This window comes from Amycolatopsis sp. CA-126428, from assembly GCF_002904335.1.
Classification (GTDB): domain Bacteria; phylum Actinomycetota; class Actinomycetes; order Mycobacteriales; family Pseudonocardiaceae; genus Amycolatopsis.
In genome coordinates, this window is the sequence record NZ_PPHF01000001.1 from 130225 (window position 1) to 144866 (window position 14642).

At 70.8% G+C, this 14642-nt stretch carries 12 protein-coding genes; 6 read left to right on the forward strand and 6 right to left on the reverse strand.

All coding sequences use genetic code 11. From position 1 onward, the window contains the following. Window positions 1–25 precede the first annotated feature (25 nt). From C2L58_RS00550 to C2L58_RS00565, 4 genes are read right to left on the reverse strand one after another with little or no spacing between them, the layout of a single operon-like run. Window positions 26–904 carry a TIGR03621 family F420-dependent LLM class oxidoreductase gene (locus tag C2L58_RS00550; RefSeq protein WP_103334860.1) on the reverse strand — a complete coding sequence of 293 codons (879 nt, stop codon included), beginning with the start codon at window positions 902–904 and terminating at the stop codon, window positions 26–28. Window positions 905–959: 55 nt separating this feature from the next. Continuing rightward, entirely contained in the window at window positions 960–1805 is an 846-nt protein-coding gene (locus tag C2L58_RS00555; RefSeq protein WP_103334862.1) for an ABC transporter permease, read from the reverse strand. Window positions 1806–1831: 26 nt separating this feature from the next. Beyond that, the gene (locus tag C2L58_RS00560) at window positions 1832–2812 is read right to left on the reverse strand and encodes an ATP-binding cassette domain-containing protein (RefSeq protein WP_103334864.1); all 981 of its coding nucleotides are present in this window, start codon (window positions 2810–2812) and stop codon (window positions 1832–1834) included. A 49-nt stretch (window positions 2813–2861) separates the two neighbouring features. Continuing rightward, window positions 2862–4076, reverse strand: coding sequence for a macrolide family glycosyltransferase (locus C2L58_RS00565; protein WP_158264066.1), 1215 nt, complete (start codon window positions 4074–4076; stop codon window positions 2862–2864). 185 nt (window positions 4077–4261) lie between these two features. Between C2L58_RS00565 and C2L58_RS00570 the strand changes: the two genes are divergently transcribed. Both C2L58_RS00570 and C2L58_RS00575 read left to right on the forward strand, forming a co-directional pair. Next, window positions 4262–4855, forward strand: a complete 594-nt coding sequence (locus C2L58_RS00570) for a dTDP-4-dehydrorhamnose 3,5-epimerase family protein (RefSeq protein ID WP_146073511.1) — start codon at window positions 4262–4264, stop codon at window positions 4853–4855. A 118-nt stretch (window positions 4856–4973) separates the two neighbouring features. Beyond that, window positions 4974–6368, forward strand: coding sequence for an NDP-hexose 2,3-dehydratase family protein (locus C2L58_RS00575; protein ID WP_103334867.1), 1395 nt, complete (start codon window positions 4974–4976; stop codon window positions 6366–6368). 129 nt (window positions 6369–6497) lie between these two features. Here C2L58_RS00575 and C2L58_RS00580 read toward each other — a convergent pair whose 3' ends face one another. Together C2L58_RS00580 and C2L58_RS00585 are read right to left on the reverse strand one after the other, a co-directional pair. After that, the gene (locus C2L58_RS00580; RefSeq protein ID WP_103334869.1) at window positions 6498–7760 is read right to left on the reverse strand and encodes an activator-dependent family glycosyltransferase; all 1263 of its coding nucleotides are present in this window, start codon (window positions 7758–7760) and stop codon (window positions 6498–6500) included. Between the two features lie 14 nt (window positions 7761–7774). Beyond that, window positions 7775–8884: a DegT/DnrJ/EryC1/StrS family aminotransferase gene (locus tag C2L58_RS00585; protein ID WP_103334870.1), complete on the reverse strand. Its 1110-nt coding sequence runs from the start codon at window positions 8882–8884 to the stop codon at window positions 7775–7777. Window positions 8885–9164: 280 nt separating this feature from the next. Between C2L58_RS00585 and C2L58_RS00590 the strand changes: the two genes are divergently transcribed. From C2L58_RS00590 to C2L58_RS00605, 4 genes are read left to right on the forward strand one after another with little or no spacing between them, the layout of a single operon-like run. Continuing rightward, a complete protein-coding gene (locus tag C2L58_RS00590) occupies window positions 9165–10793 on the forward strand; it encodes a beta-N-acetylhexosaminidase (protein WP_103334872.1) in 1629 nt (542 codons plus the stop codon). A 14-nt stretch (window positions 10794–10807) separates the two neighbouring features. After that, window positions 10808–12037: a macrolide family glycosyltransferase gene (locus C2L58_RS00595; RefSeq protein ID WP_103334895.1), complete on the forward strand. Its 1230-nt coding sequence runs from the start codon at window positions 10808–10810 to the stop codon at window positions 12035–12037. Continuing rightward, window positions 12034–13284 carry a macrolide family glycosyltransferase gene (locus C2L58_RS00600; RefSeq protein WP_103334873.1) on the forward strand — a complete coding sequence of 417 codons (1251 nt, stop codon included), beginning with the start codon at window positions 12034–12036 and terminating at the stop codon, window positions 13282–13284. The genes C2L58_RS00595 and C2L58_RS00600 overlap by 4 nt, the downstream gene beginning before the upstream one ends. A gap of 30 nt (window positions 13285–13314) precedes the next feature. Continuing rightward, window positions 13315–14562: a cytochrome P450 gene (locus C2L58_RS00605; RefSeq protein ID WP_103334875.1), complete on the forward strand. Its 1248-nt coding sequence runs from the start codon at window positions 13315–13317 to the stop codon at window positions 14560–14562. The last annotated feature ends 80 nt before the right edge of the window (window positions 14563–14642 follow it).

A 14642-nucleotide genomic window follows, 5' to 3' on the forward strand; every position in this document is an offset into this window, starting at 1 on the left:
GTTCCAGTGGTTCAGCGGTTCCGGATCAGCGGACGGCGGCGATGACCTTGCCGAAGTTCTCCATGGAGTTCTCCATGATGGTGGTGTAGGAGATGCCGTAGCGATCGCGGTTCTCGTGCAGCTTCGCCGCGACGTCCGCGGGCGTGCCCACCAGGACCGTCGGCGCACCCAGGAGCTCGTCCTCGGGGAGATCGGGCCCGAACCGCCGGAGCTGCTCGACCGCCGAGCCGCGGTCGGTGGTCAGCAGGGTCGCCTTGGAGAGCAGGTTGAGCTCGATTTCGTCGGCGCGGTCGTCGGCGCACTTGAAAACGTAGGCGACGCGCTCGTCCATCTGGTCGGCCGTCGCGATGGTCATCCGCCCGTAGGCGGGGTTGAACTTCGCCCCGGTCAGGCTCACCGTCTCCGCGTGGCGCGCCGCCAGGCGCAGCACCCGGTCGCCGTGGCCGCCGACGAGCAGGGGTGGCCGTGGCCGCTGCACCGGCTTCGGGTGTGCGGGATCGCCGATCGCCCGGTCGATCTCCGCCACGGCCGACTCGAGCCGGTCGACGCGCGCGCCCGGTGAGCCGAACGGCACGCCGGCGGAGGTGAACTCCCACTCGACGTAGCCGGTCCCGAGACCGATCTCGAGGCGGCCGCCGGTGAACTGGTCGAGCGTCGCGAGGTCCCTCGCCAGCAGCGTGTGGTTGTGGAACGCGGTGTTGAGCACGTAGGTGCCGACGCGCGGCCGCGTCGTGTTCTCCGCGGTCAGCACCACCGACGGGAACGGCGACGTGAGGTTGAGGTGGTCGGGTGCGGAGATGACGTCGTAGCCCAGGTCCTCCGCGCGCCGGCTCTTCGCGACCCATGCCTCGCGCGAGCAGCCCTCGGAGATCAGTACGACACCGAAGCGAAACGGTCGGTTCATCGTGGCGCTGTCCTCGATTCCGTGTCTTCCCTCGAGCCGCGGGCCGCGGCGGAGTTCACGCCTGACGTCGCCGGAAACCCCGCAGTGCCAGGACGATCGAGCCGGCGACGCCGGCGATCGAGACGAACAGGGCCCACACCGGCCCGCTCTCCAGCGGCAGCCCGAGGGCGAGCGAGCGCGAGGTGTCGACGGCGAAGGTGATCGGGTTGACCCGCGCCGCCGCGCCCATCCACTCGGTCATGCTGTCGATCGGGACGTAGGCCGACGAGGCGAACATCAGCGGCAGCATGATGGTCGCCCCGGCGACCTGGGTCAGCTCGGCGTCCCGGATCCAGGTCGCCAGCGCCATGAACACCCAGCTCAGCGCCCAGCCGATCAGGACGGCCACGAGCCAGCAGCCGAGCGTGCCGAGCACGCCGCCGGCCGGCCGGAAGCCGAACACGAGCACCGCGACGACGAGCATGACGCCCAGCTGGACGGCGTTGCGCACGGCGTCGGCGAGACTGCGGGCGATCACCACCGACGCCGAGGTGATGGGCAGCGACCGGAGCCGGGCCATCACCCCGTTCTTGACTTCCTCGACCATGCCCGCGCCGGAGTTGACCGCGGTGGTGAACGCCCCGATGACGACGATCGCCGGCATCAGGAAGTCCAGGTAGCTGATCCCGCCGGTCAGCTGGCCGGTGCCGGCGACGACCTTCGTGAACACCTGGGTGAAGAGGAAGAGGATCACCATCGGCTGCAGCAGGCCGAGCAGCGCCGACAGCGGGTGCTGCGCCTGCTGCCGCAGCAGCCGGCCGGTCAGCAGCGCCACCTGCGTCGGAAAGCTCGCGCCGTGCCAGGTGCTGACATCGACTCCCGATGGCGCGAGTTCACCGGCCGTCCGCTGCCCCGGCGTCATCGTCGTCACGTTCTTACCCCCGGGGGTCAGGCCGCGCTCGGCGCGGGGTGGGTGAAGGCCAGGTACACGTCGTCCAGGCGCGGTTCGACCAGCGCGAGCCGGCGTGGTGTCACGTCCGCGTCGTCGAGTGCGCGCACGACGCGCGCCAGATCGGCGGGGCTTTCCGCGGGCACCGAGAGCTCGGGCTCGGCCTCTTCGGTCTCGGCGGCGTCGCTGCCGGGCCGCCCGCCGGGAAGCTGCGGGGGCAGCCCGACGTCCAGCAAGGCCGTGGTCGCCGCCGGGATGTCCGCCTCCGAGGCCAGCGTGATCGTGACCGTCCGCTTGCCGACCCGGGCCTTCAGCTCGGCGGGGGTGCCCGAAACGACGACCTTTCCCTGCGACAGCAGGGTGATCGAGTCGGCCAGCTGTTCGGCCTCGTCGAGCAGCTGGGTGGTCAGCAGCACCGTGGTGCCCTCGCGCACGAGGCGCTTGACGAGCTGCCACATCGTGATGCGCGCCGAGGGGTCGAGCCCGGTCGTCGGTTCGTCGAGGAAGATGAGCTCCGGTTTGCCGACGAGGCTGGCCGCGAGGTCGAGCCGGCGCCGCATGCCGCCCGAGTACGTCTTCGCGAGCCGCTGTCCCGCCTCGACCAGGCCCATCACGTCCAGCAGTTCGCCGGCCCGCGTCCGCGCGTCCCGTTTGGAGGCGCCGAGCAGCCGGGCGATGAGCACCAGGTTGTGGAATCCGCTCAGGTTCTCGTCGACGGAGGCGAACTGGCCGGTCAGGCCGATGCGCCGGCGCACTTGCGCGCCCTCGCGGACGACGTCGAAGCCGGCGACGGTGGCGGTGCCGCCGGTCGGCAGCAGGAGCGTGCTCAGCATGTTGACCAGCGTCGTCTTGCCCGCGCCGTTGTGGCCGAGCAGGCCGCAGACGCTGCCCTTCGGCACGGTCAGGCTCACCTCGTCGAGGGCGTGCACGTCGCCGAAGCGCTTGCTGAGCCGGTCGACCTCGATCGCGGACTCGGTCATGAGGTGCGGCCTCCTCCCGGGTGCGGTACCCGGTTCTCGTCGTCGTGGGTCACGCGGTCGCCCCGGCCAGGCAACCTTCCAGTACTTCGGCCGCCTTGCCGGCCCCGCCCGCGTTGCGCAGGTGCGTGCGCATGTCGCGCAGCGCGGCGCGGTGCGCACCGTCGACGGCCACGGCGTCGACCGCCTCGACCAGTTCGTCGGCGTCCAGCGGGCCGGGGGCGGTCCGGCCGAGGCCGAGCGCGGCGACCTGGCCCGCGATCACGCGCTGGTCGACCTGCTGCGGCACGCACACCATCGGCACGCCGGTGCTGAGCGCCTCCATGACACTGCCCATGCCCGCGTGCGTGACGAAGACGGCGGCGTGGCGGAGGACTTCGAGGTGCGGAACCCATTGGCGGGCCTCGACGTTCGCCGGCAGCGGGCCGAGGTCGGCCGGGGCGATCGAGGAGCCGAGCGTCATGACGACGTGCCACCGGGTGCCGGCGAACGCGCGCGCACACCGGGTGAAGAACTCGACGCGGCCGGGGCTGTAGGAGGTGCCGAGCGAAACCAGCACGACCGGGCGGCCGTCCGCCGGCGGCGACCAGCCGGTGTCCGGCTCGTCGTGCCCGAGGCACGGCCCGACGAACGCGAACCGGTCGTCGAACTCGTCGCCGAAGATCTGGAACTCCCGCGGCACGAACACGATGTTGGGGCCGTGTTCGGCCCCGAAGCCGTCGATGTCGACGTCGCCGAGGCCGAACCGGTCGAGCAGCTCCTGCTGCCGCGTGAAGAACTCGACGAGAACCGGGTCGTCCGGCTGCAGGGCGGGCCCGCCGGCCGCGTGCTTGTTCTGCTCCTGGCGCATGGAGAACCGCTCGCTGGAGGCGATCGTCGGCACGGTCTGCACGACCGGGCGGTCCCAGGCCTTGGCGAGGATGCGCGCGGTCTCGGAGGCCGCGTGGTCGTGCACGAACAGGTCGGGGACGTCATCGGCGAAGCGGTCGAACGCGGCCGGCAGCGACGACAGCGCCTCGGTGACGAAGCTGGTCACCATCTCGGTCATCGCGGCCTTGGTCCCGGCGCCGGAAAGCCCCTTCTCCCAGGGAAACGTCGAGTCGTACGGCAGGACGGCCGCCCCGGTGGCGGCCACCTCGGCGGCGAACCGGCCGGCGACCGCGTACGTGACCCGGTGCCCGCGCTCGACCAGTTCCTCCACAACGGGCAGTGTCGGCGCGATGTGGGCGTACGCCGGGAAGCTGAAGAACGCGATGTGACCGGTCATCGGTGGTCCGACCCTCGTTTCGGGAGAACGGGCGTGACTGATCGCCGGGCACAGGCCTGCGATCAGTGTCATGGTCGGGCATGCACCCGCGCCCGGCGGCCGGCCGCGGGCCAGTCCTAGTCGATTCCCCATTGTTCGCGCGGTCATCGGCGTACACCCCGGGTCCCCTCCTAGGGTCGGGCGTCGTGAAAGCACGTCAGCTGTCCATCTCCGGCGCCGTCGAGTTCACCCCCGTCGTGTACACCGATGACCGCGGAACGTTCGTGTCGCCGTTCGAGGAACCCGGGTTCAGCGAGGCGACCGGGCGGCCCTTCGAGCTGTCGAGGACGATCCACAGCACTTCGCGGCGCGGTGTCGTGCGCGGGATCCACTTCACCGCGATGCCCCCGGCCGGCTACAAGCACGTGTACTGCGCACGCGGCCGTGCCCTCGACATCGCGGTCGACCTGCGGGTCGGCTCGCCCACGTTCGGCGACTGGGACGCCGTCGAGCTCGACGGGGAGTCGTTCCGCTCGCTCTACCTCGCGGAGGGACTCGGCCACGCGTTCATCGCGCTGGAGGACGACACCGTGATGTCCTACCTGTGCTCGACGCGGTACGTGCCGAGCGAGGAGCTCTCGATCAGCCCGCTCGACCCGCGGATCGGCCTGCCCATCCCGGCGGGCATGGAGCCGCTCATGTCCGAACGGGACACCGTGGCGGTGACCCTCGACGAGGCCGCCGCCCGCGAGATGCTGCCGGACTACGAGCGGTGCCGCGCGCTGTTCCCCCTGCCCTGAAAGGAATTCCGGGCCACCCCGGCTGGGAGAATCACTAAAGTGGCTCGCCCGGCGAGGGGGCCGGACTCCCGGCCTGCCTACGTTGACCGCATCGAATCCGGTGCGACGAGGAGCTCAGATGACCGACGCCACCACGGTGCTCGCACCTCCGCCTGTCGACGACGAGCCGGCGATCGCCGAACGGATCGCGAAGTCCGTGTCGTGCGCCGACGGGAAGGTGCTGGGCCTCGACGAGTTCCACCGGTGGTTCGCCGCCTGCGCGGAACGCAACTACACCGTCGTCGAACGGATCCCGCTGGACGAGCTGGCCGGGTGGGCCACCCACCCGGTGACCGGCAACATCGTGCACGAGAGCGGCAAGTTCTTCACCGTCGAGGGACTCGACGTCCGCTTGCCCGACGCCGCGGTGCCGGCCTGGACCCAGCCCATCATCAACCAGCCCGAGATCGGCATCCTCGGCATCCTGGTCAAGGAGTTCGACGGCGTCCTCCATTGCCTGATGCAGGCCAAGGTGGAACCGGGCAACCGCAACGGCGTGCAGCTGTCGCCGACGGTCCAGGCGACCCGCAGCAACTACACCCGGGTCCACCAGGGCAAGCCGGTGCCCTACCTCGAGTACTTCCGCGACCGCTCGGGGGACCGCCGGGTCGTGGCCGACGTCCGGCAGTCCGAGCAGGGCTCGTGGTTCCACCAGAAGCGCAACCGCAACATGATCATCGAGGTGGCTTCCGACGTCGAGGTGCTGGACGGCTTCTGCTGGCTGAGCCTCGGCCAGGTGCACGCGCTGCTGCACGAGGAAGACGTGGTCAACATGGACGCCAGGACCGTGCTGTCCTGCCTGCCCTTCGCCGGCCCGCCGGACAGCTCCGGGATGCGCGACCTGCTCGCGTGGATCACCGAGGCCCGCACCCGCACCGACGTCTACGCCGACCGCATCCCGCTCAACGAGGTGAGCGGCTGGCAGCGCGACGGGACGGCGATCCGGCACGAGTCGGGGAGGTTCTTCAACGTGATCGGCGTCGACGTGCGCGCGGGCGGCCGCGAGGTGCGCCGGTGGTGCCAGCCGATGATCGAGCCGATCGGGATCGGCGTGGTCGGGATGCTGGTGAAGCGGATCGACGGGGTGCTCCACTGCCTGATGAACGCCCGGGTCGAGCCGGGGTACGTCGACGTGGTCGAGCTCGCGCCGACCGTGCAGTGCACACCGGAGAACTACTCGGTGCTGCCCGCCGCGGCCCAGCCCCCGTTCCTCGGCGAGCTCCTCGCCGCCGGGCCGGCGCAGATCAGGTACGACAACCTGCTCTCCGAGGAGGGCGGCCGGTTCCACCACGCGCTGAACCGCTACGTCGCGGTCGAGACCGCGATCGACGTCCCGCCGGCGAAGTTCCCCGACTACCGCTGGCTGTCGCTGCCCCAGCTCACGGACCTGCTGCGGCACAGCCACTACGTCAACATCCAGGCCCGCAGCATCGTCGCCTGCCTGCACAGCCTCGACGGGACGGCCGCCCGCTGACGCCTCTCGTGAGTGGTAAATAGGGTTCTAACCCTATTTACCACTCACGACAAGCCGCGGCAGACCACACAGCGGAGGGCCGGACGCGAACGTCCGGCCCTCTCTCGTTCCCACTGCGACGACCCGCGGTCACACCAAGCTGCGGTTCGAGCGGTGGGTGCTGGTCAAGCGCTCCAGGTGCGGCACGATCTCGGCCGCCGACGGGGTACTCATGATCTCGGCCCGCAACGCGCCGGCGTCGGCGGCGAAGGATGGTTCCGACAGCAGCCGGAGCACGCCGTCGCGGACCTGTTGTGCGTCGGCCGTTGCTCCGTCCGCGAACAACGCCGCCCCGGCCGACTCGAGGTTGCGGGCCACCGGCATCAGGTCGCCGTACCGGATGGGCAACAGGAACTGCGGTACGCCGTAATAAGCCGCCGTGATCCAGGAGCCGTAGCCGGCGTGGTTGACCGTGACCGAGCAGCTCGGCAGCAGGGTGTGCAGCGGGACGAACCCGGTGACCCGGGTGTTCGGCGGCACCTGCGACGCGGGCAGCTCGTCCGGGCCGAACGTGGCCACCACCTCGACGTCGAGATCGGCCAGCGAGTCGAGCACCGTCCGGACCGGCAGGTAGCCCGAGTCCACGCCGAAGGAAACGCCGGGCGTCAGGCAGACCCGGGGCTTCTCCGGCGGCCGCAGCACCCAGTCCGGCGCGATCGACGGCCCGTTGTAGGGCGTGTAGCGCACCGGAACGCGGGGCACCGGGAGCGGCAGCTGGATGCTGGCCGGGAGCAGGTCGATGCTCCACTGCCCGTTGAGGATCTCGTCGTCGAACTCGTGGCCGTAGCGGTCGAGGTACCCGCCGAGCCACTCGCCGAGCGGGTCGGTGCCGGCGCGCGCGGGGTCCTGCGCCCGCAGGTCGAGGAACGCCGCCCGGGTGGTGGAGTACACGTCGGCGGCCCACAGCAGCCGCGCGTGCGCGGCGCCGCAGACCCGTGCCGCTACCGCGCCGGCGAAGGTGAGCAGGTCCCAGACGACCAGGTCCGGCCGCCAGGACAGGCAGAACTCCACGAGTTCGTGCACCATCGAGTTGCTGTAGACGTCGAGGCCCATCCGTTCCTCGGTGGACTTGAGCAGCACCTCGTCCCAGCTCAGCGCCTCGCTGGAGATTTCGGTCCAGGCCGCGTAGTCCTTCTCCAGCATCCCGTTCTGCTGCGCCTCCAGCACGATGTCGTGCATCGGGTGGTCGACGCCGACGGAGACCGCGGTGAGCCCGGTGCCCGCGATGACCGGCGCCATCGCGGGATTGCTCGCCATCCGGACCTCGTGCCCGGCCGCGGCCATGGCCCAGCCGAGCGGAGCCATGGCGTAGACGTGCGACTTCTCGGACAGGGTCACAAAGAGCACCCGCATCGGGGGTCCTTCCCTCAGAGGGTGGCGAGCACCTCGCGCAGCGCGCTGATGACCTTGTCCTGGATGTCTTCGGAGAGCGTGGCGTACATCGGCAGCGAGAAGATCTGGTCGGCGAGCTCCTCGGTCACCGGCAGGGAACCCTTCTCGTAGCCGAGGTGGGCGAAGCCGGTCATCGTGTGCGCGGGCCAGCGGTAGCTCACGCTCAGGTTGACGTCGTAGGTGCGCATGCGCTCGATGATCTCTTCGCGCCGCGGGTGCCGGGCGACGTAGAGGTAGTAGACGTGGTCGTTGCCCGGCGTGATCCGCGGCAGCACGAGATCGGTGTCGGCGAGGCCCTCGGCGTAGCGCTGCGCGACCTGGCGCCGGGCGGCGAGGTAGCCGTCGAACCGCTTCAGCTTGCGGCGCAGGATCTCCGCGTGCACCTCGTCGAGCCTGCTGTTGTGGCCGGGGGTTTGGACGACGTAGTACTGCTTCTCCATGCCGTAGTACCGCAGCCGGCGCAGGTTCGCGGCGATCTCGGCGTCCGCCGTGACGATCGCCCCGCCGTCGCCGTAGGCGCCGAGCACCTTGGTGGGGTAGAAGGAGAACGCCGCCGCGTCTCCGGTCGTGCCCGCGAGCGTGCCGCGCTGCTTCGCGCCGTGCGACTGGGCGCAGTCCTCGAGGAGCTTGAGGTTGTGCTTCGCCGCGAGCGCCTGCAACGGCGCGAGGTCGACGCACTGGCCGTAGAGGTGCACGGGCAGCAGGCACTTGGTGCGCTCGGTGATCGCGGCCTCGACGAGGTCGGTGTTCATCAGGTAGTCGCCGGGGTTGATGTCGACGAACACCGGGGTCGCGCCGACCTGGTCGATGGCGATGATCGTGGGTGCCGCGGTGTTCGAGACGGTGATGACCTCGTCGCCGCGGCCGACGCCGAGCGCGCGGAGGGCGAGCACGATGGCGTTCGTGCCGTTGTCACAGCTGACACAGTGGTCGATGCCGTGGTAGGCGGCGTACTCGGCTTCGAAGTTCTGGACGCTCTTGCCCATGACGAGCTGGCCGGACCGGAAGACCGAGTCCACGGCGTCGAGGATGTCGTCCCGCTCGTTCTCGTACTCCTGCTTGTAGTCCCAGGTGAGAATGGGCATCCGGGGGTACCTCCTGCGAAAGTGGCTGAGTGGGGGACGACTCTGCGCGACGGTGCGCGAGCGGGGGCAGCGGGCCAAGGCAATCGGCTGCGCGCGCGGGCGACAAGCCCGCGCTGGCGAGTACTAAGGGAATTCCTGGTCCGGCGATCGCGGCCGGAGCCGTCCGGCCGGGGAGCGCGCTGAGAAAACTGCTAGGAAACCGCTTCCGCGCTAGGGGTGCGTGCCTGCTCGGTATACCCATGGACCCGGCCAATCCGAGAACCCATGAGGTGGACCGACCATGGTGCAATCCACGAACGACCGACGCCGGTCCGGGGGCCTGTTCCTCGTGCTGGCCCTGGTCGCCGGGCTGGTGGTGCCGGCGGCGCAGCCGGCCGTGGCGGCCGGGACGGCCTTGTCGCCGGCCCGCGTCATCCCGGCCCCGGTGAGCGTGCGTCCGGCGAACGGGGTGACGTTCGAGCTGCGTCCGTGGTCGGTGCTCTCCTACGACCCGCGGCTGCCGCGGGCGCGGCAGGTCGCCGACGACTTCGCCGCCCAGCTGCGGCCGGCCACCGGCTTCCCGTTGCCGGTGGTGCCCGCGGTGCCGGGGCTGGCGCTGCCCGGCATCTCGCTGCAGCTCGGCGCGGGCGGGCAGGTCGGCGAGGAGGGCTACCAGCTCGACATCGCGGCGGATTCGGTCCGGATCAAGGCGAATCGTGCGGCCGGGCTGTACTACGGCGTGCAGACGGTCCGCCAGCTGCTGCCCGCGAAGGTCGAGCGGACCTCGGTCCAGCCGGGACCGTGGACGCTGCCGGGCGGATCGGTCACGGACTACCCGCGGTACGGCTACCGCAGTGCGGTGCTGGACGTCGCCCGGCACTTCTGGACGGTGCCCGAGGTGAAGAAGTACATCGACGACATCGCCCGCTACAAGATCAACTACCTGCACCTGCACCTGACCGACGACCAGGGCTGGCGGCTCGCCATCACCGGCTGGCCGCGGCTGACCGAGGTGGGCGGGTCCACCGGCGTCGGCGGCGAGCGCGGCGGCTTCTTCACCCAGGACGACTACCGGGCGCTCGTCGAGTACGCCGGGGCGCACTTCATGACCGTGATCCCCGAGATCGAAGGGCCCGCGCACGCGAACGCCGCGCGCTCGTCGTACGCGAAGCTGAACTGCGACGGCGTCGCGCCGCCGCTCTTCACCGACATCTACGGCAGTCCCAACAGCACCCTGTGTCTTGGCAAGGAGATCACCTACGAGTTCCTCGACGACGTGATCCGCCAGGTCGCCGCGCTGACCCCGGGCCCGTACCTGAACGTGGGCGGCGACGAGGCGACCGACGTCCCGAAGGACCAGTACCGCAGCTACCTGCAGCGGGTGCAGGCGATCGTGGCGAAGTACGGCAAGAAGCTCCTCGGCTGGCAGGAGGTGGCCGGCTCGACCGATCCGGCGCGGACCACCGCGCAGATCTGGTTCCCCGAGGAGGTCGACCAGCAGGCCGTCGCCGACGCGAGCAAGCACGGGGCGAAGCTGGTCATGTCCCCGGTGGAGCACGCCTACCTCGACATGAAGTACGACGAGAACAACCCCGCGTACCCGGTCGGGCAGTTCTGGGCCGGCTACATCGAGGTGCGCGACGCCTACGACTGGGAGCCGGAGACGGTGGTCCCCGGGATCGACGGGAAGTCCGTCATCGGTGTCTCCGCGCCGCTGTTCACCGAGCTGGTCTTCGAACGGCCGGACATCGACATCCTCGCCTTCCCCCGGCTGCCCGCGATCGCGGAGATCGGCTGGTCTCCCGCGGCCACCCACGACTGGACCTCCTTCCGCGACCGGCTCGCCGCACAGGGGCCGCACTGGGACCTGACCGGCGTCGGCTACTACCGCTCGCCGCAGATCGCCTGGCCCCCGCGGGAAACCCGGTAGAAAGCGGAGTGATCATGCCCGAGAACAAGCACCTGGCTTTCTTCAACTATCCGGCCCACGGGCACCTCAACCCGTCGCTGCCGGTGGTCGCCGAGCTCGTCCGCCGCGGGCACCGCGTCACCTATGCCGTTCCCCGGCAGTACGCCGGTGCGGTGGCCGACGCCGGCGCGACCGTGCTCGAGTACGCGTCGACGACGCCCGAAAACTGGGAAGACGTCGCGATTCCCGAGAAGCCGACCGCCGACGACGCGGCCAACGCCATGCTCGCGCAGGTGCTGGAAGGCTTCGCGCCGCTGGAAGCGGCGGAGGAGCGGCTCACCGGCGACGTTCCCGACCTGATCGTGTTCGACCAGTACGCGCACCACACGGGCCGGCTGCTGGCGCGGAAGTGGGCGCTGCCGAGCGTGCAGACCTGTACCACGTTCGCCGCCAACGCCGAGTACTCGCCGTACGCGCGGCTGGCGGAGCTGAGTGACATCCAGCTCGACTTCACCCACCCTTCGTTCGCCGAGCTCGGCAAGGTGATGCGGTCCACTTTGGACGAACACGGTTTCGCGGACTTGCCGGTCGAGGAGTTCGGTGCGGGCGGTGAGGACCTCTCCGTCGTGTTCCTGCCGAAGTCGTTCCAGCTCGGCGCCGAAACCTTCGGCGACGGCTTCGCGTTCACCGGTCCGTCGCTCGGCAACGGCCTGCGTGCCGGGGACGGCCGGTGGACCCCGCCCGCCGGCGACCGGCCGCTGCTGCTGATCACGATGGGCAGCCACGGCTACGAGAACCGGGCGGAGTTCTACCGCCAGTGCGTCCGCGCTTTCGGCGACCTGGACTGGACCGTCGTGATGGCGGTCGGTACCCAGGTCAAGCCCGGCGAGCTCGAGCCGCTGCCCGCGAACTTCGAGGTCGTGCCCTGGGTGCCGCAGCTGGAAGTGCTGCGGCGGGCCGACGCGCTGCTCGCGCACGCCGGGATGGGCACCACCATGGAGGCGCTGTACTTCGGGGTGCCGCCGGTGGTCGTGCCCCGGCTGGGGGAGCAGCAGCTGATCGGCGAGCGCCTGGTCGAACTCGGGCTCGGGCGCATGGTGATGCCCGCGGACGCCGACGCGGAAACCCTGCGCGCGGCGGTGCTCGGGCTCGCCGGCGACGACGCGGCGAAGGAACGGGTCGCGAAGATGCGTGACGAGATCCGTGCCGCGGGCGGGACGTCGGCCGCGGCCGACGCCATCGAAGCGGTGGCGAAGTCGCGATGAACCGCCGGCACTTCGCGTTCCTGCCCTACCCGGCGTACGGGCACACGACTCCGGTGCTGCCCGTGCTCGCCGAGCTGACCGCGCGGGGACACCGCGTGACCTGTTTCACGACGCCGACCTTCGCCGACCGTGTGGCGGCCACGGGTGCCCGCCCGGTCGGCTACTCCGCGGAATTGGGGACCGGACCGCCTTCGGAGTACCACACCGCGGACGAAGCCGCGTGGCTGCCCACGAACCTGCTGTCGATGACCATGGCCGTCGCGCCGGGCATCGACGCCGCCTTCGCCGCCGATCCGCCCGACCTGCTCGCCTACGACACGACGTTGTGGGCGCCGGGGCGGTTCACCGCGTGGCGGACCGGGCTGCCGTCCGTGCAAATGATCCCGACCTTCGCCTCGAACGACAGCTTTTCGCTCAACGAAGACGGCGCAAGCATTCTCGGCGAGGGCGGCAGCGATGTCGGTCCGCTCGACCCCGCGCACCCGGGACTCGTCGAGTTCGACCGGCTGATCACCGGGTACGCGGCGGAGTACGGCGTCGACGACGCCTCGCTGGTCCGGCTGTACGAGGGCCGCCACGAGGTCAACCTGGTCTTCGTCCCGAAGCGGTTCCAGCCGGCCGCCGAAACCTTCGGCGCCGGCTACACCTTCGTCGGTCCGCCCGCCGGCGCCGCCGCGGACCACGACTGGAGCCCGCCGGACGGCAAGCGGGTCGTGCTCGTGACGCTGGGGACGACGGTGAACGACCGGCCCGAGTTCTTCCGCGACTGCCTGCGTGCCTTCGCCGGCCTGCCGTGGCACTTCGTGCTGACCCTCGGCGGCAGGCTGCGGATCGGGGACATCGGCACGCCGCCGCCGAACGTCGAGGTCCACCAGTGGATCCCGCACGCCGCGGTGCTGCCGCACGCGGACCTCGTGGTGTGCCAGGCGGGCATGGGCAGCGTGCTGGAGTCCCTGTACTTCGGGGTGCCGCTGGTCGTCGTCCCGCACCACACCGAACAGCACCTCAACACGCGCCGGCTGCTCGAACTCGGGCTCGCCACGCGGCTGGATCGCGAGTCGGTGACGCCGGAGCGGCTGCGCGCGGCGGTGCTCGGCACCGCGTCGGACGCGGGGATTCGCGCGCGCGTCGCCGAAATGCGTGAACACGTGCGCGGCGCGGGCGGCGCGCCGAAGGCGGCCGACGTCCTGGAGCAACGCCTTACCGCGCCGGCACCGGCCGGTGGCCTCCACCCGGCCGCACGGTGACGGCCGGGACGACGACAAGGGGAGACGAAGATGTCCGACAGCGCGGCCGCGAACCCGCGGCTGCCCGTCGAGCGGCGCTGCCCGTTCGACCCGTCCGAGAACTACGCGGCGCTGACGAAGGCGGGCCCGATCGCGCGGCTCGCCATGCCGGTGAGCGTGGACGGCCGCGACGGCTGGGTGGCGACCGGGCTCGACGAAGTGCGGCGCATCCTCGCCGACGACCGGTTCAGCCACCGCAAGGACCTCATCTCGCTGTCCATCCCGTCGCCGATCCCGACCGGCGACGACCGCGAGCAGGTCGTCTACCGCGCGCCGGCGCCGGAACCGGGCGCGTTCATCGCGATGGACCCGCCGGAGCACATGCGGTACCGCCGGTTGCTCGCCGGGTACTTCACGGTGCGGCGGGTCCGGGAGCTGGCCCCGATGATCGAGCAGGTCGCGCAGGACTGCCTCGACGCGCTCGCCGACGCGGGCCCGGGGGCGGACCTGGTGGAGTTGTTCGCCGAACCGTTCCCGATCCGGGTGATGTGCGAGCTGATGGGCATCCCGCCGGGCCCCCGGGCGCCGCTGGCCAAGCACCTCGCCGTCGTCTCCCGGATGTCCTACACGGTCGAAGAGCTGACCGAGGCGGTCGTCGAGCTCGGCCGGCTGCTCACGGAGATCGTGCGGCAGAAGCGGGAGAACCCGACCCCGGACCTGCTCGGCGAGCTGGCCGCGACCGGGGAGCTCACCGACGGCGAGCTGATCAACATCGCCTGGGCACTGCTCGGCGGCGGCTTCGACACCAGCGGGAACATGCTGGGGTTAGGGGTCTTCGCCCTGCTGGAGCACCCGGAGCAGCTCGCCCGCCTGCGTGCGGAGCCGGAGCTGCTGGACAACGCGGTCGAGGAGCTGCTGCGCTACCTGACGGTCTCGCACCTCGGGGCGAGCCGGGCGGCGCTGACGGACGTGGAGATCGGCGGCGAAACGATCGAGCAGGGCCAGACCGTGGTCGTGGCGCTGCCGGTGGCGAACCGCGACCCGGCGCGGTTCCCCGATCCGGGTGTCCTCGACCTCGGCCGCAACACCCAGGGGCACGTGGCGTTCGGGCACGGCGTGCACCAGTGCCTCGGCCAGCACCTGGCCCGGTTGACCCTCCGCATCGGTTACCGGGCGCTGTTCGAGAGGTTCGGCTCGCTGCGGCTGGCTGTTCCCGCCGATGAGGTGCCGACGAAGGAGGACATGCTGCACTACGGCGTCTACCGGCTCCCCGTGACCTGGGACGAGACTGCCGGTTGACCACCGCGGGTCCACCGTGGACCACGGAGTCGTGGTCTGCCGCGAGTTCTCGTGAGTGGTAATTCGGGTTAGAACCCGAA

Excerpts from the sequence above, each read along its gene's own strand:
- C2L58_RS00590 (WP_103334872.1), top strand. The coding sequence starts at position 9,165 with ATGGTGCAATCCACGAACGACCGACGCCGGTCCGGGGGCCTGTTCCTC.
- C2L58_RS00575 (WP_103334867.1), top strand. The coding sequence starts at position 4,974 with ATGACCGACGCCACCACGGTGCTCGCACCTCCGCCTGTCGACGACGAG.
- C2L58_RS00580 (WP_103334869.1), bottom strand. The coding sequence starts at position 7,760 with ATGCGGGTGCTCTTTGTGACCCTGTCCGAGAAGTCGCACGTCTACGCC.
- C2L58_RS00595 (WP_103334895.1), top strand. The coding sequence starts at position 10,808 with ATGCCCGAGAACAAGCACCTGGCTTTCTTCAACTATCCGGCCCACGGG.
- C2L58_RS00600 (WP_103334873.1), top strand. The coding sequence starts at position 12,034 with ATGAACCGCCGGCACTTCGCGTTCCTGCCCTACCCGGCGTACGGGCAC.
- C2L58_RS00565 (WP_158264066.1), bottom strand. The coding sequence starts at position 4,076 with ATGACCGGTCACATCGCGTTCTTCAGCTTCCCGGCGTACGCCCACATC.
- C2L58_RS00560 (WP_103334864.1), bottom strand. The coding sequence starts at position 2,812 with ATGACCGAGTCCGCGATCGAGGTCGACCGGCTCAGCAAGCGCTTCGGC.
- C2L58_RS00605 (WP_103334875.1), top strand. The coding sequence starts at position 13,315 with ATGTCCGACAGCGCGGCCGCGAACCCGCGGCTGCCCGTCGAGCGGCGC.
- C2L58_RS00555 (WP_103334862.1), bottom strand. The coding sequence starts at position 1,805 with ATGACGCCGGGGCAGCGGACGGCCGGTGAACTCGCGCCATCGGGAGTC.
- C2L58_RS00550 (WP_103334860.1), bottom strand. The coding sequence starts at position 904 with ATGAACCGACCGTTTCGCTTCGGTGTCGTACTGATCTCCGAGGGCTGC.
- C2L58_RS00585 (WP_103334870.1), bottom strand. The coding sequence starts at position 8,884 with ATGCCCATTCTCACCTGGGACTACAAGCAGGAGTACGAGAACGAGCGG.